Annotated in this window: 19 protein-coding genes, 3 tRNA genes and 1 pseudogene; 14 read left to right on the top strand and 9 right to left on the bottom strand. The window is 33.8% G+C overall.

What is annotated here, in order from left to right; translation table 11 throughout:
• Nucleotides 1-268 (bottom strand): Arm DNA-binding domain-containing protein (locus tag GMC_RS0113160; RefSeq protein WP_010522583.1); only part of this gene is annotated, 268 nt, incomplete at its 3' end.
• Between the two features lie 454 nt (nt 269-722).
• Between GMC_RS0113160 and GMC_RS0113155 the strand changes: the two genes are divergently transcribed.
• The 7 genes from GMC_RS0113155 to GMC_RS0113125 all read left to right on the top strand — a co-directional run bounded on the left by GMC_RS0113155 (nt 723) and on the right by GMC_RS0113125 (nt 9,871).
• On the top strand, nt 723-1,142 hold the full coding sequence (locus GMC_RS0113155) for an HYC_CC_PP family protein (protein ID WP_029489773.1): 420 nt from the start codon (nt 723-725) through the stop codon (nt 1,140-1,142).
• A gap of 100 nt (nt 1,143-1,242) precedes the next feature.
• Nucleotides 1,243-4,968 carry an efflux RND transporter permease subunit gene (locus GMC_RS0113150; RefSeq protein WP_029489771.1) on the top strand — a complete coding sequence of 1,242 codons (3,726 nt, stop codon included), beginning with the start codon at nt 1,243-1,245 and terminating at the stop codon, nt 4,966-4,968.
• Nucleotides 4,958-6,181, top strand: coding sequence for a TolC family protein (locus GMC_RS0113145; protein WP_010522580.1), 1,224 nt, complete (start codon nt 4,958-4,960; stop codon nt 6,179-6,181). Before GMC_RS0113150 ends, GMC_RS0113145 begins: the two co-directional genes overlap by 11 nt.
• Nucleotides 6,182-6,183: 2 nt before the next feature.
• The gene (locus tag GMC_RS0113140; protein WP_029489770.1) at nt 6,184-6,915 is read left to right on the top strand and encodes a heavy-metal-associated domain-containing protein; all 732 of its coding nucleotides are present in this window, start codon (nt 6,184-6,186) and stop codon (nt 6,913-6,915) included.
• Nucleotides 6,916-6,918: 3 nt separating this feature from the next.
• On the top strand, nt 6,919-8,625 hold the full coding sequence (locus GMC_RS0113135; protein ID WP_010522578.1) for an efflux RND transporter periplasmic adaptor subunit: 1,707 nt from the start codon (nt 6,919-6,921) through the stop codon (nt 8,623-8,625).
• Between the two features lie 11 nt (nt 8,626-8,636).
• On the top strand, nt 8,637-9,026 hold the full coding sequence (locus GMC_RS0113130; protein ID WP_010522577.1) for a heavy-metal-associated domain-containing protein: 390 nt from the start codon (nt 8,637-8,639) through the stop codon (nt 9,024-9,026).
• 221 nt (nt 9,027-9,247) lie between these two features.
• Nucleotides 9,248-9,871, top strand: a complete 624-nt coding sequence (locus GMC_RS0113125) for a JAB domain-containing protein (protein WP_010522576.1) — start codon at nt 9,248-9,250, stop codon at nt 9,869-9,871.
• A gap of 2 nt (nt 9,872-9,873) precedes the next feature.
• Here GMC_RS0113125 and mobB read toward each other — a convergent pair whose 3' ends face one another.
• Complete coding sequence (gene mobB, locus GMC_RS0113120) at nt 9,874-11,127, bottom strand: conjugal transfer protein MobB (RefSeq protein WP_010522575.1); 1,254 nt, start codon at nt 11,125-11,127, stop codon at nt 9,874-9,876.
• A gap of 1,171 nt (nt 11,128-12,298) precedes the next feature.
• Between mobB and GMC_RS0113110 the strand changes: the two genes are divergently transcribed.
• Both GMC_RS0113110 and GMC_RS23020 read left to right on the top strand, forming a co-directional pair.
• On the top strand, nt 12,299-12,496 hold the full coding sequence (locus GMC_RS0113110; protein WP_010522574.1) for a hypothetical protein: 198 nt from the start codon (nt 12,299-12,301) through the stop codon (nt 12,494-12,496).
• A 66-nt stretch (nt 12,497-12,562) separates the two neighbouring features.
• Nucleotides 12,563-13,393 (top strand): annotated as a pseudogene (locus GMC_RS23020) (recombinase family protein); the annotation flags it as partial.
• 736 nt (nt 13,394-14,129) lie between these two features.
• On the opposite strand, the gene GMC_RS0113105 reads toward GMC_RS23020, so the two are convergent.
• From GMC_RS0113105 to GMC_RS0113095, 3 genes are all read right to left on the bottom strand, one after another.
• A tRNA-Arg gene (locus GMC_RS0113105) sits at nt 14,130-14,203 on the bottom strand.
• Between the two features lie 29 nt (nt 14,204-14,232).
• Nucleotides 14,233-14,307: transfer RNA gene (locus GMC_RS0113100), tRNA-Pro, on the bottom strand.
• Between the two features lie 39 nt (nt 14,308-14,346).
• Nucleotides 14,347-14,430: transfer RNA gene (locus GMC_RS0113095), tRNA-Ser, on the bottom strand.
• 207 nt (nt 14,431-14,637) lie between these two features.
• Here GMC_RS0113095 and GMC_RS0113090 point away from each other — a divergent pair.
• Nucleotides 14,638-16,236, top strand: coding sequence for a hypothetical protein (locus GMC_RS0113090; protein ID WP_010522572.1), 1,599 nt, complete (start codon nt 14,638-14,640; stop codon nt 16,234-16,236).
• A 241-nt stretch (nt 16,237-16,477) separates the two neighbouring features.
• Here the strand turns inward: GMC_RS0113090 and GMC_RS19960 are convergent, their stop codons facing one another.
• From GMC_RS19960 to GMC_RS0113080, 3 genes are read right to left on the bottom strand one after another with little or no spacing between them, the layout of a single operon-like run.
• Nucleotides 16,478-17,167 carry an EamA family transporter gene (locus GMC_RS19960; protein ID WP_316928979.1) on the bottom strand — a complete coding sequence of 230 codons (690 nt, stop codon included), beginning with the start codon at nt 17,165-17,167 and terminating at the stop codon, nt 16,478-16,480.
• Nucleotides 17,160-17,369 carry an EamA family transporter gene (locus GMC_RS22805; RefSeq protein WP_316928978.1) on the bottom strand — a complete coding sequence of 70 codons (210 nt, stop codon included), beginning with the start codon at nt 17,367-17,369 and terminating at the stop codon, nt 17,160-17,162. The genes GMC_RS19960 and GMC_RS22805 overlap by 8 nt, the downstream gene beginning before the upstream one ends.
• Before the next feature lie 14 nt (nt 17,370-17,383).
• Nucleotides 17,384-18,067, bottom strand: a complete 684-nt coding sequence (locus GMC_RS0113080) for a DUF2461 domain-containing protein (protein WP_010522571.1) — start codon at nt 18,065-18,067, stop codon at nt 17,384-17,386.
• A gap of 221 nt (nt 18,068-18,288) precedes the next feature.
• Between GMC_RS0113080 and GMC_RS0113075 the strand changes: the two genes are divergently transcribed.
• The 4 genes from GMC_RS0113075 (at nt 18,289) to GMC_RS0113060 (ending at nt 21,164) form a co-directional block, all read left to right on the top strand.
• Entirely contained in the window at nt 18,289-19,092 is an 804-nt protein-coding gene (locus tag GMC_RS0113075; protein WP_010522570.1) for a serine O-acetyltransferase, read from the top strand.
• Nucleotides 19,082-19,966 carry a cysteine synthase CysM gene (gene cysM, locus GMC_RS0113070; protein ID WP_010522569.1) on the top strand — a complete coding sequence of 295 codons (885 nt, stop codon included), beginning with the start codon at nt 19,082-19,084 and terminating at the stop codon, nt 19,964-19,966. Before GMC_RS0113075 ends, cysM begins: the two co-directional genes overlap by 11 nt.
• A 65-nt stretch (nt 19,967-20,031) precedes the next feature.
• Entirely contained in the window at nt 20,032-20,409 is a 378-nt protein-coding gene (locus GMC_RS0113065) for a DUF1801 domain-containing protein (RefSeq protein WP_010522568.1), read from the top strand.
• Complete coding sequence (locus GMC_RS0113060; RefSeq protein ID WP_010522567.1) at nt 20,409-21,164, top strand: sulfite exporter TauE/SafE family protein; 756 nt, start codon at nt 20,409-20,411, stop codon at nt 21,162-21,164. Before GMC_RS0113065 ends, GMC_RS0113060 begins: the two co-directional genes overlap by 1 nt.
• Before the next feature lie 412 nt (nt 21,165-21,576).
• On the opposite strand, the gene GMC_RS0113055 is transcribed toward GMC_RS0113060, so the two are convergent.
• Nucleotides 21,577-23,037, bottom strand: a complete 1,461-nt coding sequence (locus GMC_RS0113055; protein ID WP_010522566.1) for an aminoacyl-histidine dipeptidase — start codon at nt 23,035-23,037, stop codon at nt 21,577-21,579.
• Nucleotide 23,038 lies beyond the last annotated feature (1 nt).

The raw sequence follows: 23,038 nt of genomic DNA, 5'->3' as shown, positions 1-23,038 counted from the left end.
GTCCATTAGGTAGAATTTGGAGCATTAAAAAAGCCTCATTAATCTTTTGACTAATAAGGCTCAGTTGAGTGTTTAAGTTTTTGTATTTATTGGGTGGTTTAGCTATTTGTTGTTTGCTATTCCAATCATCTGGATTTATAAATATACCAGTAGAGAATTTCTTTCTCTTTTTGTTATAAGTTATCCTACAATATATTGGAGCTTGATTGTTTTTTTTAATTCTATTAAGTGCTATTACAAATAACACTCTTATTTTATGTTTATTCATAATGTTTAAGTTTGATTTTAAATTGATACCCAAAGAGGATAATTGATACCCAAAAGTGTACCCCAAAAAGGCATACATTCAATTAACAGTAAATTGTAAAAAGAGAAACAGAAAGAGTGTAAATTCACCTAAAGCCTTATAAACACTAATATTTATAAAACAAAAAATCCCCACCAAATAAATGGTGAGGATTTAAAGTGAGCCCAACGAAAGAAGTATCGAACTTTCTTCTTGAAGATTTTGATATTATATTGAATTTTATGAATAGTTAGAATAAGTAGTAAAAATCAGTGTTTTTTGATTTTAAGAAAACAATTCATTTTTGATTGCTTTTTAAGTTAAAAAAGGTGAGAATATTAGAATTAGTTACTTTGCTTTACATTCATTTTCATTTACATCTCAATAATTTGTTTCACACTTCGATTTATAAAATTTTGTATCTTTGCATCACAGGATGAATAATTTAATTTATAAAATAACATCAATCTTTATGACTTTTGTAGTATTATTATCTACAATGTCATTTACCATAAGTAGTCATTTCTGTGGTGATACTGTTATGGATGTTAGTTATTTTAGTAAAGCTTCATCTTGTGGAATGGAAATAAAGCAAGACCTAAACAATAAAGATTGTTCTATTTCTAAAAAGAATTGCTGTAAAGACGTTACAAAAGTTATCGAGGGACAAGATGATTTAAAAAAATCTGCATTTGATAATTTATCTTTCGACCAACAAGTTTTCGTAGCAAGCTTTTGTTATAGCTATATTAACTTATTTAAAGGACTTCATAATAAGGTAATTCCTTTTAAAAATTATTCTCCTCCACTCGTCGTCAAGGATATTCAGGCTCTTGACGAAGTATATTTAATCTGATTTTAAAATATTAGATCACATTATCCACTGAAAATTCAGAGGATATATTGCTGTACACGGTATTTACATACCAATGTCTAATTCTTTAAAATCATTTTTTATGCTCAATAAAAGCATCAAATTTTTAATAGAAAATAAACTTATTGCTATTTTATTACTCGTCTTATTTATAGGTTGGGGAGTTGTAAACGCACCTTTTAATTGGAATACAGGCTTTTTACCAAATGCACCCGTAGCGGTAGATGCTATTCCAGATATTGGTGAAAACCAACAAATTGTATTTACAAAGTGGGATGGACGTTCGCCACAAAACATAGAAGACCAAATAACCTATCCGTTAACAACGTCGTTGTTAGGTATACCAGGCGTAAAAACCATTCGTAGTTCTTCGATGTTTGGATTTTCAAGTATCTATGTTATTTTTGAAGAAGATGTCGAATTTTACTGGAGTCGTTCACGTATTCTCGAAAAACTCAACTCGTTACCAAGTGGTTTATTACCAGAGGGTGTTAATCCAACTTTAGGGCCAGATGCCACAGGTTTAGGACAAGTTTATTGGTACACATTAGAGGGTAGAGATAAAGACGGAAACGTAACAGGTGGTTGGGATTTACACGAACTACGAAGCATACAAGATTACTATGTAAAATACGCCTTATCATCATCAGGTGGCGTGTCTGAAGTAGCATCTATTGGTGGATATGTTCAAGAATATCAGATTGACGTAAACCCTGAATTAATGCGTCAATACAACATCAATCTGCAACAAGTTGTAAAAGCAGTAAAACAAAGCAACCAAGACATCGGAGCGCAAACCATAGAAATTAACCAAGTAGAATATTTGGTGCGTGGTTTAGGCTATATCACATCTATAAAAGATATTGAAAATGCGGTAGTTTCATCAGCAAATTACACACCAATAAAAGTACAAGACATCGCCAAAATATCGCTCGGAGCAAAAACTCGTAGAGGAATTTTAGACAAAGAGGGCGCAGAAGTCGTGGGCGGTGTTGTGGTGGCTCGATATGGTGCAAATCCTTTAGAGGTAATCAATAATGCCAAAGAAAAAATTAAAGAATTAAGCGCAGGATTACCCTCAAAAGTTTTGGCAGATGGCGCAACATCACAATTAACCATTGTACCATTTTATGACCGTTCAGAATTGATTCAAGAAACATTAGGAACACTTAACGAAGCACTCACATTAGAAATACTCATTACCATTTTAGTAATTATTGTAATGGTATATAATTTACGAGCATCCATTTTAATTTCGAGCTTGTTACCTGTGGCGGTTTTAATGGTGTTTATTGCAATGAAAACCTTTGGAATTGATGCCAATATCGTAGCCTTATCAGGAATTGCAATCGCCATCGGAACAATGGTAGATGTGGGTGTAATTCTATCAGAAAACATCTTAAATCATTTAGAAAAAAACGAAAATAATTTACCAATCAATACTGTAGTTTACAATGCAACTGCCGAAGTTTCGGGAGCAATTGTTACGGCAGTAATGACCACTATAATTAGCTTTTTACCCGTATTTACAATGGTTGGCGCAGAGGGTAAATTATTTAGTCCGTTGGCGTTTACCAAAACCTTTGCACTTATCATGGCATTGGTGGTAGCGTTGTTTTTAATTCCACCATTTGCAACGATCATCTTTAAACGAAGAAGTATTACCAAAAACCTGTCGTACATCATCAATGCTCTATTAATTGTTTTGGGTATTGTTTCTATTGTCTTAGGGAATTGGTTAGGAATACTCTTAATCGCTTTCGGTAGTACAGACATTTTAAAACTACAACAAAAAGTTTACAATAAACAAGTAAATCTTATTAATATAGTTATTGCATCATTCGCTATTGTGTTTTTATTGGCTGAATATTGGCGACCTTTAGGCGTAGGCAAAAGTTTATTATTAAACCTGTTGTTTGTGGCTATTATCTGTTTCGGGTTGTTAGGAGCATTCTCACTATTACGCAAATATTATGCTCAAATTCTACAATGGGCATTAGCGAATAAAATGCTCTTTTTGGCAATTCCAACGACGATTAGCATTCTCGGATTTTTAATTTTCAAAAACACAGGCAAAGAGTTTATGCCCTCTTTAAACGAAGGCTCGTTTTTACTAATGCCAACCTCAATGCCACATTCGGGCGTTGAAGAAAATAAACGTGTTTTACAACAGTTGGATATGGGGGTTGCCAATATTCCTGAAATAAAAACGGTAGTTGGTAAAGCAGGACGAACCGAATCAGCTTTAGACCCTGCGCCACTTTCAATGTATGAAAATGTAATTATTTACAAACCCGAATATGCACTTAATAACCACGGCGAACGCCAACGTTATCAAGTAAATAAAGATGGATTATTTGTGTTGAAAAATGGCAAAACAGTTGCCAATCCAAATTCGACCGATGCAACTTCTAAACTTATATTTTCAGATGTTTCTTCGGATGAATTAATTGAAGACAACGAAGGGGAGTTTTACCGAAATTGGCGACCTAACATAAAATCTACCGACGATATTTGGAGCGAAATCGTTAAGGCTACCAAAATACCAGGCGTAACATCTGCACCAAAATTACAACCTATTCAAACCCGATTGGTGATGCTACAAACAGGGATGCGTGCGCCAATGGGTATTAAAGTAAAAGGACAAAATTTAAAAGAAATTGAAGCCTTTGGTGTACAATTAGAAAACATCTTAAAAACAGTAACAGGCGTTAAAAAAGAAGCTGTTTTTGCTGATAGAATTGTGGGAAAACCATATTTGTTAATCGATATCGACAGAGAAAAAATAGCACGTTATGGCATTTCTATTCAAGAGGTGCAAGATGTTTTAAAAGTTGCCGTTGGTGGTATGTCGTTAACCCAAACCGTTGAAGGACGAGAGCGTTACGGCGTGCGTGTTCGTTATCCAAGAGAACTACGCACCACACCAACCGATTTAGAACAAATTTATGTGCCAATAAACAAAGGAAACTCTGTGCCATTAAGTGAATTGGCAACAATTCGTTACGAACAAGGCGCACAAGTTATTAAAAGTGAGGATACTTTTTTAATTGGTTATGTATTGTTTGATAAGCTTAACAGATTTGCAGAAGTATCGGTAGTCGAAAATGCACAAGAAGCCATCCAGAAAAAAATAGATAGTGGTGAATTAATTGTGCCAAAAGGTATTAATTTTCAATTCACAGGAACATACGAAAATCAGATACGAGCCGAAAAAACCTTGTCTCTCGTTGTGCCATTGGCATTGCTTATTATTTTCATCATTTTATATTTTCAATTCCGTTCGGCTACAACCTCTTTAATGGTGTTTACGGCAATTATTGTAGCCTTTGCAGGCGGATTTATAATGATATGGCTCTATGGGCAATCGTGGTTTTTAAACTTTAGTCTTTTTGGACAAAATATTCGAGAGCTATTCCAAATGCACCCAATTAATTTAAGTGTCGCCGTTTGGGTAGGTTTTATTGCCTTGTTTGGTATTGCCACCGACGACGGTGTAGTAATGGCAACCTATTTAAAACAAACCTTTGCCAAAAACGAACCAACAACAAAAGGCGATATACGAAAATCGGTTGTAGAAGCAGGCGAAAAACGTATCAGACCGTGTTTAATGACAACAGCAACAACTGTATTGGCATTACTACCTGTACTAACATCCACAGGGAGAGGGAGCGATATTATGATACCAATGGCTATTCCTGCCTTTGGCGGTATGATTATCGATGTAACATCCTATTTTTTACTGCCTGTATTGTACAGTTTACGAGAAGAATTTTTATTAAAAAGAAAGACAACAAATGAAGACTAAAAACATATTATCCATATTGTTCATTCTTGTTTTTAGTGGATTTTCTAATGCACAAGAACTCCAATCGCTTATTGATAAAGCCTTGATAAACAATCCAAAAATTAAACAATTTGAATTGCAATACAAACGAGTTTCAGAAAAGGTAAACGAAGTAAATACCTTACCCAATACCAACATTGGTGTAGGTTATTTTGTAAGCGAACCCGAAACACGAACAGGCGCACAGCGTTTTAAAGTATCGGTAAATCAAATGTTACCTTGGTTTGGTACAATTAGTTCGAGAGAAGATTACGTAAATTCGTTAGCCGATGCCAAGTTTGAAGATATTACCATAGCCAAACGACAATTAATTGCATCGGTATCAACTTCGTATTACAATTTGTACGCAATTAAGGCTAAACAACAAGTCTTAACCAAAAACATCGACTTGCTAAAAACCTATGAAACTATGGCGTTAACGTCGGTTGAAGTTGGCAAAGCATCTGTTGTAGATGTGTTGCGCTTGCAAATGCGACAAAACGATTTAAACCAATCTAAAGCCGTTTTACAACAACAATTTTTAGCTGAACAAACAGCCTTCAACAAGCTACTAAACAGGGATAAAAACACCATTGTAAATGCGGTTTTAGAGTTGGGAATTCCGTTAGACGACAGGACTATAAATTTAGATAGTTTACAATTTCATCCTGAATTGATTAAGTACGACAAGTTGTATCAATCAGTTGAAAAATCTGAACTATTAAACCAAAAGGAAAGTAGCCCAATGATAGGTTTCGGGTTAGATTATGTTAACGTTGCCCAACGTCCTGACATGAATTTTAACGATAACGGAAAAGATATTGTAATGCCAATGGTATCGTTTTCTATTCCAATTTTCAATAAAAAATATAAGTCTAAAACTAAACAAAACGAAATTCAGCAAGAAGAATTTAACACTCAAAAACAAGAACGATTTAACAAGTTAGAAACCTTGTTAGATAAAGCAATTAACGAGCGAACAACGGCAAGAATACGCTACAATAACCAAAGCAAAAACTTGAAACAAGCCAAGAATGCAGAAACCATTCTTGTTAAAAGTTACGAAACAGGTACGATTGATTTTAACGATGTTCTCGATATTCAAGAATTGCAGTTAAAGTTTCAGTTAAACCAAATTAAGGCGGTGCAAAATTATTATGTACAAAGTGCCATTATTAACTATTTAATTCAGTAAAAATGAAACACACATATAAAATTGACGGAATGACTTGCGGAAGCTGTAAAGCTAACGTAGAAAAGAGTTTAGGTAGTTTAGATAACGTTACCGATGTAAAGGTAAATCTTGAAAATAAAGAAGTCGAAATTACGATGCGTGCGCCTATTAGTTTATCAGATTTTCAAAATGTGTTGCAAGAAAAATATACCTTTTCTGAAAAACCACCTGTTAAAAAGGTAGTTACAAACGCATTTTCAGATTTTGAAATGACACAAGAAAAAAGCAAATTCGAGCAATTAAAACCCTTGTTTTTAATCTTATTATACATCACGGTAGCAAGTATATTGTTACACTACAAAGATTGGAGTTGGCGTGAGTTTATGCTCGATTTTATGGGCTTGTTTTATATCGTATTCAGTTTTTTCAAAATGTTAGATTTAAAAGGTTTTCCAGATAGTTTTAGAATGTACGACCCATTGGCAAAACGAGTGCCTGCATATGCTAAAATTTATCCATTTATAGAAACCATTTTAGGGCTACTATTTTTAATTCGATTTGAAATTAACATAGCACTAATTATAACCATTATCGTATTGGGAATAACAACCATTGGTGTAACTAAAACATTACTTGATAAAAAGGCAATTCGTTGTGCGTGTTTAGGTACAGCCTTAAAACTGCCAATGACCGAAGCAACTTTTATAGAAAACGCTATTATGTTAGTAATGGCTGTATTAATGTTAATCTTTTAAAAAATGAAAAAATACATCATATACATTATAGTTTTAGTAGCAGGATTACTTTTAGGAAAACTATTCTTTGGTAATTCATTAGATAAAGAAACAAGCCACAATCATCAAACCGAAAGTAACACATCGCAAATGTGGACGTGTTCAATGCATCCTCAAATTATGCAACCCGAAGCAGGCGATTGCCCAATTTGTGGTATGGATTTAATTCCTGCCGAAGCAGGTGCAGACGGTTTGTCGCCTAATCAATTTAAATTGACTAAAAACGCAATGGCGTTGGCAAACGTGCAAACTACTATTATTGGTAGTGCTACGGCAAATACGGATAATGGAATAACCTTATCAGGAAAAATTGCCAAAAACGAAGAAGCCAACGCAGTACAAGTAAGTTATTTTGCAGGACGAATAGAACGTTTAAATATCAGTTTCACAGGTGAAAACGTTAGAGAAGGACAACTTTTAGCCACTATTTATTCGCCCGAATTGGTTAAAGCACAACAAGAACTACTAACCGCTTCTACCTTAAAAGAAACGCAACCTGCATTGTATAAAGCGGTGCGTAATAAGTTAAAATTATGGAAGCTATCAGATAACCAAATCAATCAAATTGAAAGTTCTAAAAAAGTAAAAGAAAACTTTCCTGTATACGCTACTGTATCAGGAACTGTTTCAGAAAAATTAGTAGCACAAGGTGATTATATAAAGCAAGGTCAACCCTTATTTAAAATTGCCAATTTGAATACGGTTTGGGCAAACTTTGATGTGTACGAAAATCAAATCAGTAATTTTAAAGTTGGGCAAGCTATTGCCATTACTACCAATGCCTATCCTAATGAAGTTTTTAATGCGAAAATTTCGTTTATCAACCCTGTTTTAAATCCGAAAACACGCACTGTTACTGTTCGAGCGGTTTTAAACAATCGAAAAGAACTCTTTAAACCCGAAATGTTTGTTACAGGTAAAGTAGATACTAGAGTTATGGATACCAAAGTGCAATTATTAATACCTGCATCAGCTGTTTTATGGACGGGAAAACGCTCAATAGTCTATGTAAAACCAGATGCCGACAATCCTATTTTCGAAATGAAAGAAATAGTATTAGGTAACAAATTAGGTGACAATTATGAAGTAAAAAGTGGTTTACAATCAGGCGATGAAGTGGTAACTAATGGCGTATTTACTATTGATGCATCAGCACAATTACAAGGCAAAAAATCGATGATGAACCATAAAAAAGAAATGAGCGAACAGTTTGAAGTGAGCAAACAATTCACATCGCAATTACAAACTGCCTACGATGCGTATATCAAACTAAAAGATAACCTCATAAAATCGGATGCCGAATTAGCAAAAAATGGTGCATCAACTTTACACAAGGCATTACAAAATATCGATATGAAATTGCTAACCTCTAACAAAGCTCACAAGCAATGGATGCCGTTAAATAAAACACTAAAATCGAGTAGTAATGGCATTGCCAATTCCAACGATATTAAAGCGCAACGCAATCAATTTAAAATACTTTCAGAGCATTTTATTCTGGCTGTCCAGTCGTTCGGAATTAACGAGGTTAGCTACAAGCAATATTGCCCAATGGCAGATAGGGACAAAGGTGCGTATTGGTTAAGTAAAGAAAAACAAGTATTAAATCCGTATTTCGGGGATACGATGCTGAAATGTGGAGAAGTAAAACAAGAAATAAATAATAATTAAATTTTTAAAAAATGAAGAGAGTAATTTTAAGTATAGCAATTATAGCTACCATCGGGTTAGTAAGTTGTAAAAACGAAGCTATTAAAACGGACCAAACTACAACAAATGAAGTAGCTTCTACTGAAACAACATTTGGTGTACGTGGTAATTGTGGTATGTGTAAAAGCACCATTGAAAAAGCGGCAAATGGTATTCAAGGCGTATCTAAAGCAATTTGGAATGTTGATAAAAAGAAAATAGACGTGTCTTTCGATGCATCTAAAACAAATTTAGACGCTATTCATAATGCAATTTCAGCTTCAGGCTATGATACAGATAAAGTAATGGGTAGTGAATCTGCTTATGAAAATTTACCTGCGTGTTGTAAATACGATCATGAAATGAAAATGAGTTTAAATTAGAAGAAAAAGAAAGAAATTGCTAAAATACTATCTATGTAGCTTATAAAAAAGAGTCTAAAAATAAAGACTCTTTTTTACTTTTATGAGTAGTTAGGCTTATAGAAATATTGAAGCACATTCGGTAAATACATATTTAGATACTTATATCATGGTAAATTTTCTGATTAACCAATCAAAAAAGGATTTTATACTTTTAAAGATAAAATCTTATTTTTGTTTTCATGGATATTGATTTAACCGAAGCCGAAAAAATAAAAATTCTAAACTCAGACGACATTTACGGAATCATGCAAAAGATTTTACTCCGTGAAGGTAAAATAGACCAAAATAGAGAACACTTTTGGGTTATTGGATTGGAAACTAATAACCGCATTCTATTTATTGAATTAATCAGTTTAGGAACAATAAACAAAACACTTGCCGAACCAATGGAAGTATTTAGTTTAGCGTTACAAAAACGAGCAGTTAAAATTATTTTATGTCATAATCACCCTAGCGGAGAACTTAAACCATCCGAAGGAGATAAAAATATTACAGATCGATTGATACAAGTAGGAATTATTGTTGACACACCTGTATCTGACCACCTAATTATTACTCCTAAAAGTTATTTAAGTTTTAAAAACATAGGTTTATTAGAAGAACTTGAAAAAAGCACAAAATATGTTCCTCAATATGTCCTAGAAGAGCGAATTAAAAAAGAGGCTTCAACTATTGCTAAGCGTAAAGAAAAAACAGAAATAGCAAAGCAACTTAAAAGAAAGGGGATTGATAGTGAAATAATAGCTTTCTCTACTGGATTAACTGTTCAAGAAATTGAGAAATTAAGAGTCAAAAAACTTTAATATCACCTCCGCTTTACACCTTTTTTCTTTTTACGCTTTTTCTTTACGATATTATTATCCATTTCTTCAGGAATATCTATCGGTAACAAGTTCCCAAATGTCTCCATAATATTTCCATTAGAAAAGCTTTGCTCTTTTATTTTTAATTCGTTTTCTATATATTCTGTAAAATGTTCCGCGTAGTTTTGTTTAACAGAAGTTGAGATTGATGGTTCTGCTTCGTTCCACAAATGATTAAATACATTTGCAGACAAATCTTTGCCTAAACGAGAACCATTCAATACCGTTTTAGAAGAGTGGTCTATAAAACTGATTCCATAAATTCTGCCTTGCTTGTTTTCTCGAACAAAAGTTGATATTTTATTGCCTTGTAAATACTTTTTAAAATTACCTTCGGTCTGATGCTTTTGCATTGCATAACGTACCAATTCACGAACTCGTTTTTGAGGTTTATGGGTTTTAATAAAATCTTTTGATTTTTTAAACTTTTGGTGTAAATCTGCTAAACCAACAGGCTGTGAAAAACGAGAAGATTTAAAAGGATTACTTATTTTTTCACCCAAGCTATCCGTAGCAAAATAAACTAATCCTCGTTTTTCTTTACCATGAATAATCCCTCTAACTTCTTGTGCGGTTATATTAAAAAAAGACAATAAGGCATTGTATTCACCAAATGTCTGATAATGATAATTTTCATTAACATATGAAAGTACTGAGTTAATTTGTTGTTTTAAATTATCTTGCTTTGCATTCACTTTTTGTATTGGAGTGTCCTTCTTTTCCGTCTTACCAATTGCTGAGGTAAGTTTAAATTGTTTCTCCAATTTTCGGCAAATTTTCATAGAACGTACTTTTTCAAAACTATCAGAAATACGCTTGCCATATTCATCTACACAAACCGAAACAATGTGGATATGCGCACGCTCGGTATCGGTATGTTTAAACACCACATAAGGTTGATCGCCATATCCCATTTCTTGCATATAATTTTCAGCTAATGAGCTAAAGACTTCATCTGAAACTGCATCTTTCGGATTTGGATTTAGTGAGATATGAAGTATCGGTTTTTCTGTTTTATTATTTGCAATCAAATAAGGTTCAAAAGAACGTTCCAATAATGGAATCGTAAATTCTCCAGTCAAGGAGTGAATCATATTATGGCTATGAATAATGTTTCCTTGGTCTTTTTCAACCTTCTCATAATTGTATAATAACACTCCTTTTAAGTGACTTCCTCTCCCTATTTTTGCGATCATTATTCTTTTTTTTTGAATTAAATGAATGCTTTTTCATCATTTTAATTCGTTAGTAATACAACCTCCAATTCGTCTTTTAAAAAAATCCTCGACTTCGGAGGGATTTTAAACTCCGTAGGACAAGTTTGTATTGAGAGGCACAAAAGCTATTTTGAGGCACTCATTACACAACTTGCTCTGTTCCGCTGAACAGTTTTTAGGTGGATTTTAATATGGTGATTCGTTATCACCACTTCTAGAACTGATTATTACAAATTAAAAACGAACAAATGGTTCTAACACTATGATAGTTATAGACAAAAGAAGACTCCAAAAGCCTTTAGGTACTGCAAAAGGAAATTTTTAAACAAGAACAGAGTAAAAGTGCAGTTTTTCTTGATGTATCGCCGTACAGCCGTATAGCCAGCTAAACGGCTATACGCTTAACCGTTTAGTCAGCTAACTTTATAATTGCACAGTTAGCTAGTCAACCATTCAAATATATGTATGACTGGCTGGACAAAAATACCTATAGCTGATTGTACTACTAGCTAATTAACTAGTTAGCTATTTGTTCAGCTAGTCAATTGTAAAAGCAGAAGCAATTACGGCTAGCCATACAGCAATACAACTAGCTAGTTGATCAAAAATAATAGCATTCATTAATAAAAAAGAAGTCATCTATTTTTAAATAATTTTAAGGGGGTATTGGTTTGACTTTCCATTCATAGCAAAATAAATGAAGTGGAATTTGTCAAGACTTTTAGGGAATAATTAGGTGTGTTTGCAACGTAGTAAAATACTCGTATTTTCAAGGAAGTAGATACCTTATTATTCTCTAAAACTTGTATAGTCTTTACAAGTTACATAAGGATATGTAGCAGTTCTTTTGAAATTTTTTGTGTTTGAGCGTACCGATAGTTAAGCGAAAAAAGCAACAACTTTCAAATTAGAACTACTTATATCCTGCTAGTTTTTCGTTGTCCCGAAAAATGATAAAAGCTTCATTTATTACAAACCCCTTAAAATTTAAAAATCTAGTTGCAAAAATCGAGTTCTATTTTAAATAATGATAATAAAATCAGACAAGTAACGACAAATAAAGACGAATTAAAACCTCCATAAATTACATAGTATCAAAGGCTATAAGTTTATAAAAAGAAGTAAAAAACGTACTTCTATTTATGAACCAATGCAACACATTAATAAAGAAGATATAGAACAAGCTACAGAAAGGGTCAAGAAACGATTACCTATAGAAAAAATACGTCAAATTACTAAATATAAAAACATATCTCCCGAAGCATACAATCAGCTTATTAAAAACGCTGAAACCTTTTCTTTACTCATATTAGAAGCCATTAATGTACAAGATCAAAATATTATTTAACATTGACTTTTACACAAAACTGACCAATACCTATATCTTTGTTATTGATATTCAACACTTAAAACCATGGATAACTTAACTCTTTTCAAACAATTCGCTCCCAAAGCACCCAAAAAATTTCAAGAAGGTAATAATGCCGTTATTTATACTCGGGTTTCATCCAGCGATCAAGAAGATAATACCAGTCTAGCCTCTCAAAAAAAGCATTGTGATTTATATGCACAAAGGCGAAACTTAAATGTTGTTGGATATTTTGGAGGTACATACGAATCTGCAAAAACAGATGATCGAAAAGAGTTTAATCAATTACTAAAGTTTGTAAAACGCTCTAAAAACATCAACTATATCATTGTGTATTCTTACGAACGTTTTTCACGTTCAGGAATTAATGGAGCATCCATTGCTGAAGAATTACTAAAAAAATATGGTGTGATTACGTTAGCCATTACACAAGAACTTGACCCAACTACTCCGTCGGGTTCTTTTCAGCAAAAAATATTTTTTCTTTTCGGACAAATGGATAATGAGCTAAGAAGGGATAAGACCGTTACAGGAATGAAAGAACTGCTCTTAAAAGGGTATTGGGTTTGGGCTGTTCCTAGAGGATATGAGGACTTAAATAAAGGAAAAGCTACTCAGCGTAAGCTAGTAGTTAATGAAGAAGGAAAACTATTAAAAAAGGCTTTTGAATGGAAAGCGTATAGTCAATTACCAAACGTAGAAATAGTACGACGTTTAAAAAAGATGGGAATTAACTTATCAGAAAAGCGTTTAAACGATTTATTTTCAAATCCTTTCTATTGTGGGTTAATCACAAGCAAAATGATTCCAGACCAAGTAATTGAAGGAAATCACGAAGCCATGATTTCAAAAGAGCTTTTTTTAAAAGTACATAATATTAGAAAAGAAAAACGCATACATGGTTTTGTACACAATAAAGACAATGATAACCTTCCTTTAAAAATTTTCACAAAGTGTGAAAAATGTGGAAAAGGAATGACAGGTTATTTAGTAAAAAAGAAGAATCTTTATTACTACAAATGCCGTACAAAAGGCTGCAAAGTAAATCGTAGCGCCAAAGCAATGCACCAATTGTTTAACAAAGCACTGGCTTCTTTTAAAATTGAAAAAGAAGAATTAGAAATTATCAAAGTGCAACTAGAAGAGCAAATGGGAGTATTCTTTAAATCGAAAACAGAGAATGAAAAGATTTTAAAGTCAAATCTAAAAGCTTTAAAGAAGAAATTAGAAAATATAGAAGAGCGATTTGTTATTGGTGAAATAGATAGACCGCTTTACGATAAATACAGCTCTAAATACAAAAATGAATATTTCGAAATTGAGCAAGAAGTTGAAAAAACAAGTGGATACAGTTCGAACCTCAAAAAAGTAATTAATTTTGTTGCTAAAACATCCACCAATGTACTGCCATTATGGGAATCTTCAACTTTAGAGAATAAAAAGGTTTTTCAACAAATGCTATTTCCAGACGGAATCTTCTATAATCACGAATTAGACCAAGTTCGAATCACTAGAGTAAATTCGTTTTTCTCGCTAATCCCAGAAATGACGGGTAATATAGGAAATAAAAAAAGCGGAAATTTTATCAAGTTTGATAAAAAATCCGCTTTAGTGAGCCCTGAAGGATTCGAACCTTCGACCGCCTCCTTAGAAGGGAGGTGCTCTATCCAGCTGAGCTAAGAGCCCGTAGTTTTTATGTTGCTACGACAACAATGTCGGGGTGGCAGGATTCGAACCTGCGACCTCCTCGTCCCAAACGAGGCGCGATGACCGGGCTACGCTACACCCCGAGGTGTACTTATATTTGATACAAAAATACTAAAAAATTGCGGAGAGACGGGGACTCGAACCCCGGCAGCACTTGCGCGCTGACAGATTAGCAATCTGCTCCATTACCACTCTGGCACCTCTCCTAAAATTGTATCCTGTAAAAGAACGTTGAACACTTCTCTCGAAGCGGTTGCAAATTTAATCTATTATTGGAATTACACGAAGAAAAAAACTACTTTTTTTTGATATTTTTTTTAATCTATTGAAATCTAATAAAATATAAAGTCTATACCCTAGTCATTAGCATAAATGCAGTAGTTTTTATATTTTGCGAACTAACAATTAAATTTATGAAGGCCAATTTTTTCTTTATTTTCAGTGTGTTTACACTATCATTACTAGCTCAAAAACCAATCATTACGAATGATTTTAACTTAACAGTTGGTAATAAATACAAAAGAGTAACTGGTATTGATGAATTTCATTTTAGTTACGGGCAACGATTTCTATCTTTAAAAAAACTAAAAAAAGGATTTATAGTCGAGCGTTATTCGTTGAATGACTTGTCTAAAAAAGTAAAAAACACCAGTTTTCCTGATACAGGTGATTTTGTAAGCGTAATGCAATTAAAGGATACCGTGCAAGTGTATTACCGACAAAAAAACAAGCTACTATCACGAAAACTGAGAGTCAGTGTTGATAAAATTGAGAAACCAATTACTGTCATTGAATCAGAAGAGGATATTGCCGACGATTTTGGCTTTTCGGGTCGTTTTGGGTATGAAGCCGGAAGACGTATCAATGCCTTTGCCATTAAAAAATCAGTAGATGCCTCTAAATTTTTAATTCTGCACCGCAAAAAAGAAAAATCCAACGAAACAGGGAAAGCCAAAAATGTCATCGAAATTCAGATATTTAATTCGGATATGACTTTAGATTGGAAACGCACTATGGAAATTCCTTACTTTTTCAAACAAGTAAACACCGATGATTTCATGGTAGATCATGAGGGTAATTTTTACGTGCTGGCTTCAAAATTTGAAAAAGACCGTGTTTCAGTCGGCAAGCGAAACAAACTTGACACCAATTTTCACATCGAGTTTTTTAAGGCGTCAAAAGATAGCGATACGTGGAAAATCAGTCAGCTAGATACTGATTTTCCTATTGAGGATGCCGTGTTGTATGCTTCAGGAAAAAATGAGCCTGTAGCCATTGGGTTTTACGGAGATGAAGAATTTAAAGGACAAATAGTAGGTGCTTTTGTTGCTAAATTGAATGGAAACGAAAATATAAAACCCGTATTGCACCGTATTCCAAACGATACATTAGTTACTTATGAAAACCGAAGGCAGCAACAAATTTCCAGAGGAAAAAGAGGTCAAAACGACTTGTATGATCTTGAAAAAATTCACATCAATAAAGTAATGGCAAATCCTGATGGCAGCTATGCTCTATTTGCTGAACAACGCTACGTATTACAATCTTCAAGTTACATCAACGGAGTAAATCACATTCACTATACTAGCCATTACCGTAATGCATATGCATGTAAAATCGATGGATCTGGTACCGTAAATTGGTTCAATCAATTACCGAAAAATCAAACAGGAATTGATGGAAAACAAAGTATGTCTTTTGTACATCAGTACTTTGGTGGCAATCACTATGTGCTTTATTGGGATCAATTTAAAAACTTGCGGAAATCAATAGGCGATTACGCCGAATTACTCACCATTAACCGACAAGCCTACATGTTTATGCAAGCCTACCGTGTTAATGACGCTTCAGGAAGTTTGGACAAACTACCCGTAATAAATGCTATTGAAGTAGGAAAACACCGCTTATCCAGTTTTGAAATGGGAAAAGTTGTGCCAATTAGTAATGATGACTTAGTTATTCAAGGGCACCATGGATCAAAAAGTTATTTATTTCGCTTACGCGGAAAGTAAAACCTCAAATTTTAAATTAAATTTCAACGAGTTGTTTCAACTCCGCAGGCAAATTTCTTGTTTAGAATTTTATATTGATAAATAAAAGTTGAAGGTAAAAATAGAAAATTCATCGTACACTATGGCTATTTCAAACATTGTACAAATAATCAGATAGAATACCTCGCCTAAAAAAGGGTTTTGAAATTATAACATTGAACTTCAATTATGTTCAAAAATGAATAATATTACTTTTAAAAGTTTAAGTAACCGACTTACTTGAATTTATAAAATAAACGCCTACTAGTAAAATTAAAGCGGCTATCAATAATTGATATGAAATAGGTTCATCCAAAATATACCAACCCAACACAAGGGCAATTACAGGGTTTACATACCCCGAGGTAGCTACTTTTTCAGGAGAAACACTGCGTAATAAAAAATTAAAAGCAGTAAAGGCTACAATACTCCCAAAAAAAGTAAGTAAATACATGGACATAGCTGTTTTTTGGGTCCATTCGGCAAAAGGCAAGTGTGTTTCTCCGAAAAGGAAACTACCCGCTAATAAAAAAAATCCTCCGGATAGCATTTGTATACTTGCATCCATCAATGATTTTTTAGGAAATGCTCGTTTTGAAACAAAAATACTGGCAAAACTCCAACTTAAAATACAAGTAAAAATCATTATTACACCAACAAAACTACCGGGTGTATAATGTAATCCTGATTCGCTAACCAAAATAGCAATACCAGTAATGCCTAAAACAATACCAATAATTGACTTTAATTGTATTTTCTGTTTGTAAAACAGATTCATTAATACTAAAATAACTAATGGCTGAACGGCAACCAATAAGGAAGAAAAACCACTATCTACATACTTCAAAGCCCATACAAAAACCCCATTTCCGTAAGTTAAAAAAAGGAAACCTGCTATTGCTGAGTTAAGTATTTCTCTTTTTTTGAATGCCTTTGGCGTAACCTAAAATAAAAGAAATAATAAATAAAATTGTCCCTGCAACAGTAAAACGAATACTTGCTAAATAGAAAGGGGCTATTTGGGTTACAGCAATTTTATTAAGCAAATAGGTAGATCCCCAAATTACATAAATAGAAAAAAAGGCAACAACTATTAAAAAAGTCTTTTTGTTCATGCGTGTATTTGATATTACTCTTTTAATAAGGAAACTCCGTTTAAGTCGGTGGTAAGCACATCGCTCATATAATTAAAGTACGGACGGAGTAACTCATAATATTCAACCACTTTTTTTGAAAAATCAGTGGCTGTTATTTCGCTATTTGTTAGTTTTTTTTCAAAAAAGAAAGATTTATTTTTTATCAAATCAATAGCGGCATGATCCTTAGAAAAACCTTTGGGAGCCGTTTTTACCTGAGCATACGGAACAAATGTTGATCCAAATACTTTTGAAAACTTTTTGTTAGCCATAAGGGCTCTAATTTCCTGATCATCCATTTCAAATTCCTTACGAATGCGCAACAAATCAGCAGGATTTGGCGAAAAAAAACCTCCTGCAATAAATGAATTCGCTGGTTCAATATGCAGGTAATACCCACCGCGCAATGCTGCTCCTTCCCTACTAAAACTGATTGATCTATTGGTTTTATAGGGCGTTTTATCCTTACTAAAACGAACGTCTTTATAGATCCTAAAAACCTTCATTTTTTCAATACTATCCGTTTGATTCAAACCTTCTAAAATTTCCGTGCCCAAAGCTTTAAAATCAACTTCTAACTTTTTAAAAGTAGGTTTATGTTCCTCAAACCAATCCCTGTGATTGTTCTCCTTTAACTCATCTAAAAAATCCAGTAAATCAGTAGCTACTCCTGCCATTTTTAAAGTTTTTATTATGAAAGTATCCTCCTAAAACAACGTCTACCCTCACCTAGTTTTATCTATTTAAAACTACAATTTAAAAAGCAATTTTGGATGGTGTATAAACAGAACTTTATGATGTTTTTTATGAAAACGTTTTTTGTAAGAAACCAATAAAATTAACCCTCCTAAACAACAATTAAATAAGTATATTTACCTCTATTAAGATTACCAAACCAATGAATTCATTAAAAAAAGCTGTAATAAAGCAAATTGAATCTCAAAAAAAAGATTTAAATCTTCCCATCCGTTTAAAAGAGCGCACGGAATACTTTACCTCATTACTTTTTGAAACACTTTTTGATACCGAAGCATCAGTAGAGGTTAATATTGATAAACTTGCACAAACGTTTGACGAATTGATTAATTTAGCATGCTGGAAACATGACAAATCATGCGGCGAAATTTGGATGGATTACCTTAGTTCCTTCCCAATGATACTAAACAAATTGCAATTGGATGCAAAGGCTTTTTTAGACAGTGATCCTGCTGCAAATTCCATTGAAGAAGTCTATTTAGCCTACCCCGGATTTTTTGCCATTTCGGTATATCGTTTTAGTCATGAGTTGTACAAAATGGGACTTCCACTAGTACCGCGTTTAATGACTGAATTTGCGCATCGATTAACTGGAACTGAAATTAATGCTGGTGCCCAAATAGGAGATTCCTTTTTTATTGATCACGCTACAGGAACTATTATTGGTGAAACCGTTATCATAAAAAATAATGTGAAAATTTATCAAGGAGTTACGCTTGGCGCGAAATACGTTACGCGGGATTTAAAGGGCTCCAAACGTCACCCTACTGTAGAAGATAATGTAATCATTTATGCCAATGCAACCATTTTAGGTGGCGATACAGTCATTGGTGCCAATAGTATTATTGGTGGTAACGTATGGCTTACAAAATCTGTTGCAGAAAATTCAGTAATATCAAATACAAAAGAAGTAAAAATTAAAACTACAAGTGGTTATGACAAATAGCATTTTGAACCTTATTGGAAATACACCTTTAGTACAAGCTAAAAATGTTATTACAAATCCAAATATTACACTTTACTTAAAACTAGAAGGAAATAATCCAGGGGGAAGTGTTAAAGATCGTGCAGCATACAATATGATCAAATCCGCATTGGACCGGGGTGATATTGATAAAAGCACGCAACTTATTGAAGCTACCAGTGGTAATACTGGCATTGCACTGGCAATGATTGCTGGTCTATTCAATTTAAATATTGAATTGGTAATGCCTGAAAATGCGACAAAGGAACGTGTACAAACTATGCGTGCGTATGGCGCAACGGTAACTTTAACCTCCAAAGATATAGGTATTGAAGGTGCCAGAGATTATGCCGAAGCCAAAGTAAAAAATGAAGGTTTTGTAATGTTAAATCAGTTTGGTAATGACGACAATTGGAAGGCACATTATAAAACTACGGGACCTGAAGTTTGGAGAGATACCAATCATAAAATCACCCATTTTGTTTCTGCAATGGGTACTACAGGAACCATAATGGGGACTTCTACTTTTTTGAAAGAACAAAATAAAAACATTCAAATTGTAGGAGCTCAGCCTACCGATGGCTCTAGTATTCCTGGAATAAGAAAGTGGCCAAAGGAATACTTACCTAGTATTTTTGATGCCAAAAAAGTAGATCAAGTGATTGAGGTAAGTCAGGAAGAAGCTACCGCTATGGCTAAACGTTTAGCAAAAGAAGAAGGTGTTTTTTCAGGCATGAGTAGCGGAGGATCAGTTTGCGCAGCGTTGAAACTTGCCGAGACATTAGAAAGCGGCGTTATTGTTGCCATTATTTGCGATCGTGGAGATAGGTACTTATCATCTGATTTATTTGCATAAAGCGAAATAAAATACACTTAAATACTCCTGAGTAAATTGTGCCAATAACAATTTCATATCTATTAATGAACCCAGTTGAAGACTATATTCACACCCAAAGCGAAATCACGCAAAAAATACTCACTTTTATGCATGACATTTTAATAAATACATATAGTTTAAAGGCAGCTATTAAGTGGAAAATACCAACTTATTTTGGCATTTCTTCGGTGGTTTACCTAAATCCTGACAAAAAATTGGAAGGTGTTCATGTATGTTTTATGCGTGGCAATGAACTTTCAGAAAAACATAGCATCCTTAAAAGTAATGGTAGAAAAATGGTGAAAAGTGTTTACGTCGACTCTATAGAAAATTTACCCTACAAATCATTAATTAATTGTATTGATGAAGCTATAATACTAGATAAAACCGTTAAATACAAAGCACCAAATTCAAAAAAATAATGGAATTAAAAGATCTTGTCCTCATTTTAGTTGGAGTAGTTACTGGATTTATAAATACGGTTGCTGGTGGTGGTTCAGTAATTATTCTGCCCGTGCTTATCCTTTATTTTGGACTCCCCCCTACTTTAGCTAATGGCACAAACAGAATTGGTATTTTTATTCAAACCATATTTTCCGCATGGGGTTTTAAAAGTAAAGGGGTCTCTCCGTTTGTTTTTGGTTTTAAAAAATCTATTTTAGTTGGTATTATTGCCCTCATTGGTGCAGTATTAGGCTCTAAAATTGCACTGGAAATACCCGACGCACTGTTTACGAAAATTTTATCTGTAGTAATGATTGGTGTATTAATTCTGACATTAGTCAAACCAAAACCACCACAATTACTTAAAAGTAAACCAAGATTAGCTTATATCTTTACATTAATTGCTTTCTTTTTTATAGGTATTTACGGAGGATTTATTCAGGCAGGTACTGGGTTACTTTTAATTCTTGCGCTTTCAGTATTAAATAATATGAGTCTGGTAAAATCAAATGCCCTAAAAACTATAGTGGTGTTTATTTTTACTATTGGTACCATAACCGTATTTGCTATTAACGATCAAATTAATTATAAGTACGGCTTATTACTTGGTATTGGTAACGCCATTGGTGGTTGGTCGGCCAGCCGTTGGTCCGTAAAAAAAGGAGACAAAGCCATTCAAATTTTTATGGTAATCGCCGTAATTTTAATGGCGATCAAACTTTGGGTATTTTAGCTCTTCTATCTTGTCAACTTAAAAAAATGAACCATTATGGATTAAAAACACCATAGTTTCGGTTATGACTAAAAGTCATTACTTTTTAAACATCCGTTTTTTGAAATTAGCTATTAGCAGTATTTTTAAAGCCAACAGCTAATTACTAATTGCCAATACACTTGTAATATTTTTAGAAGCTAAAAGCGAAATGCTTTAAACATGCATAGTTTTAACTAAACCTGAGACCAATAAAAACCCTCCGTTTTAAAGAGGGTTCTATTTTTTCAACAATAAATTTCCTCGATGCAAGCATACGAGATATTTGTTCGATTTTAGTCTCTTCAATGAAAACCTAAGGTTTTCAAACTTTCCTCTTCACACGATGCCAGCATCAGGGAATTAGACCCTCAGAGATTAAACTTTCAGTGCCTTATTTTTTAGGGATTTCTTTTAATACTGCTACAACTAATTTCCAGTATTTTTGAACGGAAGTTATGGAAACGCGCTCATCAGGCGAATGCGCCCCTAAAATAGTAGGTCCAAAAGATACCATATCCATTTGCGGATAATGTTCGCCAATAATACCACATTCCAAACCTGCATGACACGCCATAATATGAGCTCTTTCACTATTTAATGCTAAGTAGGTATCGTCTAATACTTTTAAAATAGGTGAATTCTTGTTAGGTTTCCAACCTGGATAGGCACCTCCAAAGTTAACTTCACAGCCCGAAAGTTCAAAAGCTGCTCGTAAACTATTGGCTACATCAGTTCGGGAGGATAATACACTACTTCGCGTTAAGCAATCAATTTTTACAACACCATTCCCTAATTGTACCTTAGCAATATTATTGGAAGCTTCCACCAAACCGTCCACCTCTGGAGACATCCTGAAAACGCCGTTATGAGCAGTATGCAATGATCTGATAACACCTTCCTGCACTCCCAAATCCATTACTTTTTCAGGCAGCTCTACCTTATTTAATTCAATAACTAAATTGGGATCCATTTGTTGCTGCTCGGCTTTTATAGCGGTAATCAACAAATTAATTTCAAGTAAAAAAACATCTTCGCTTATTGCATCAATAGCTACAATAGCTTCACTTTCTCGGGGTATAGCGTTGCGTAAACTCCCTCCTACGATACTTGATATTTGCAAGCCAAAATTTTCATATGCATCAAGTAACATCCGATTCATAATTTTGTTAGCATTCCCTAAACCTTTATGAATTTCAATACCTGAGTGCCCTCCTTCTAAACCTTTAACACTAATTTGATAGCCAATTTTGGTAGCATCCGTTGTTGCTTCTTTATAACTTCTTTCCGCAGTAACATCTACACCCCCAGCACAGCCAATACCAATTTCATCATCCTCTTCGGTATCTAAATTTAACAGTATTGAACCCGTTAGTAAATCACTACTTAAATTCATAGCACCGGTCATACCTGTTTCCTCGTCAATAGTAAACAATGCTTCAATTTTTGGATGTTCAATTTTATCAGATGCTAAAATTGCCATAATGGTAGCTACTCCAATACCATTATCAGCACCTAATGTAGTCCCTTTTGCCTTTACCCAATCTTCCTGAATAAACATTTCAATACCCTGAGTAGCAAAATCAAACTCTGTATCATTATTTTTTTGATGCACCATATCCAAATGCGATTGCATGACTATGGTTTTACGGTTTTCCATTCCTGGAGAAGCTGGTTTTACAATAACTACATTTCCTATAGCATCTTGTTTTACTTCTAACGAAAGTGAAGCCCCAAAAGCTTTTATAAAAGCAATAACTTCAGCTTCTTTTTTTGAAGCTCGGGGTACAGCATTAAGGTCTGCAAAATAATTCCATAATGATTTTGGTTCTAGCGACCGTACGGCTTGATTCATA

It is taken from the genome of Aquimarina agarivorans, assembly GCF_000218485.1.
Classification (GTDB): Bacteria; Bacteroidota; Bacteroidia; order Flavobacteriales; family Flavobacteriaceae; genus Aquimarina; species Aquimarina agarivorans.
This window is presented reverse-complemented; position numbering and strand designations above follow the sequence as displayed.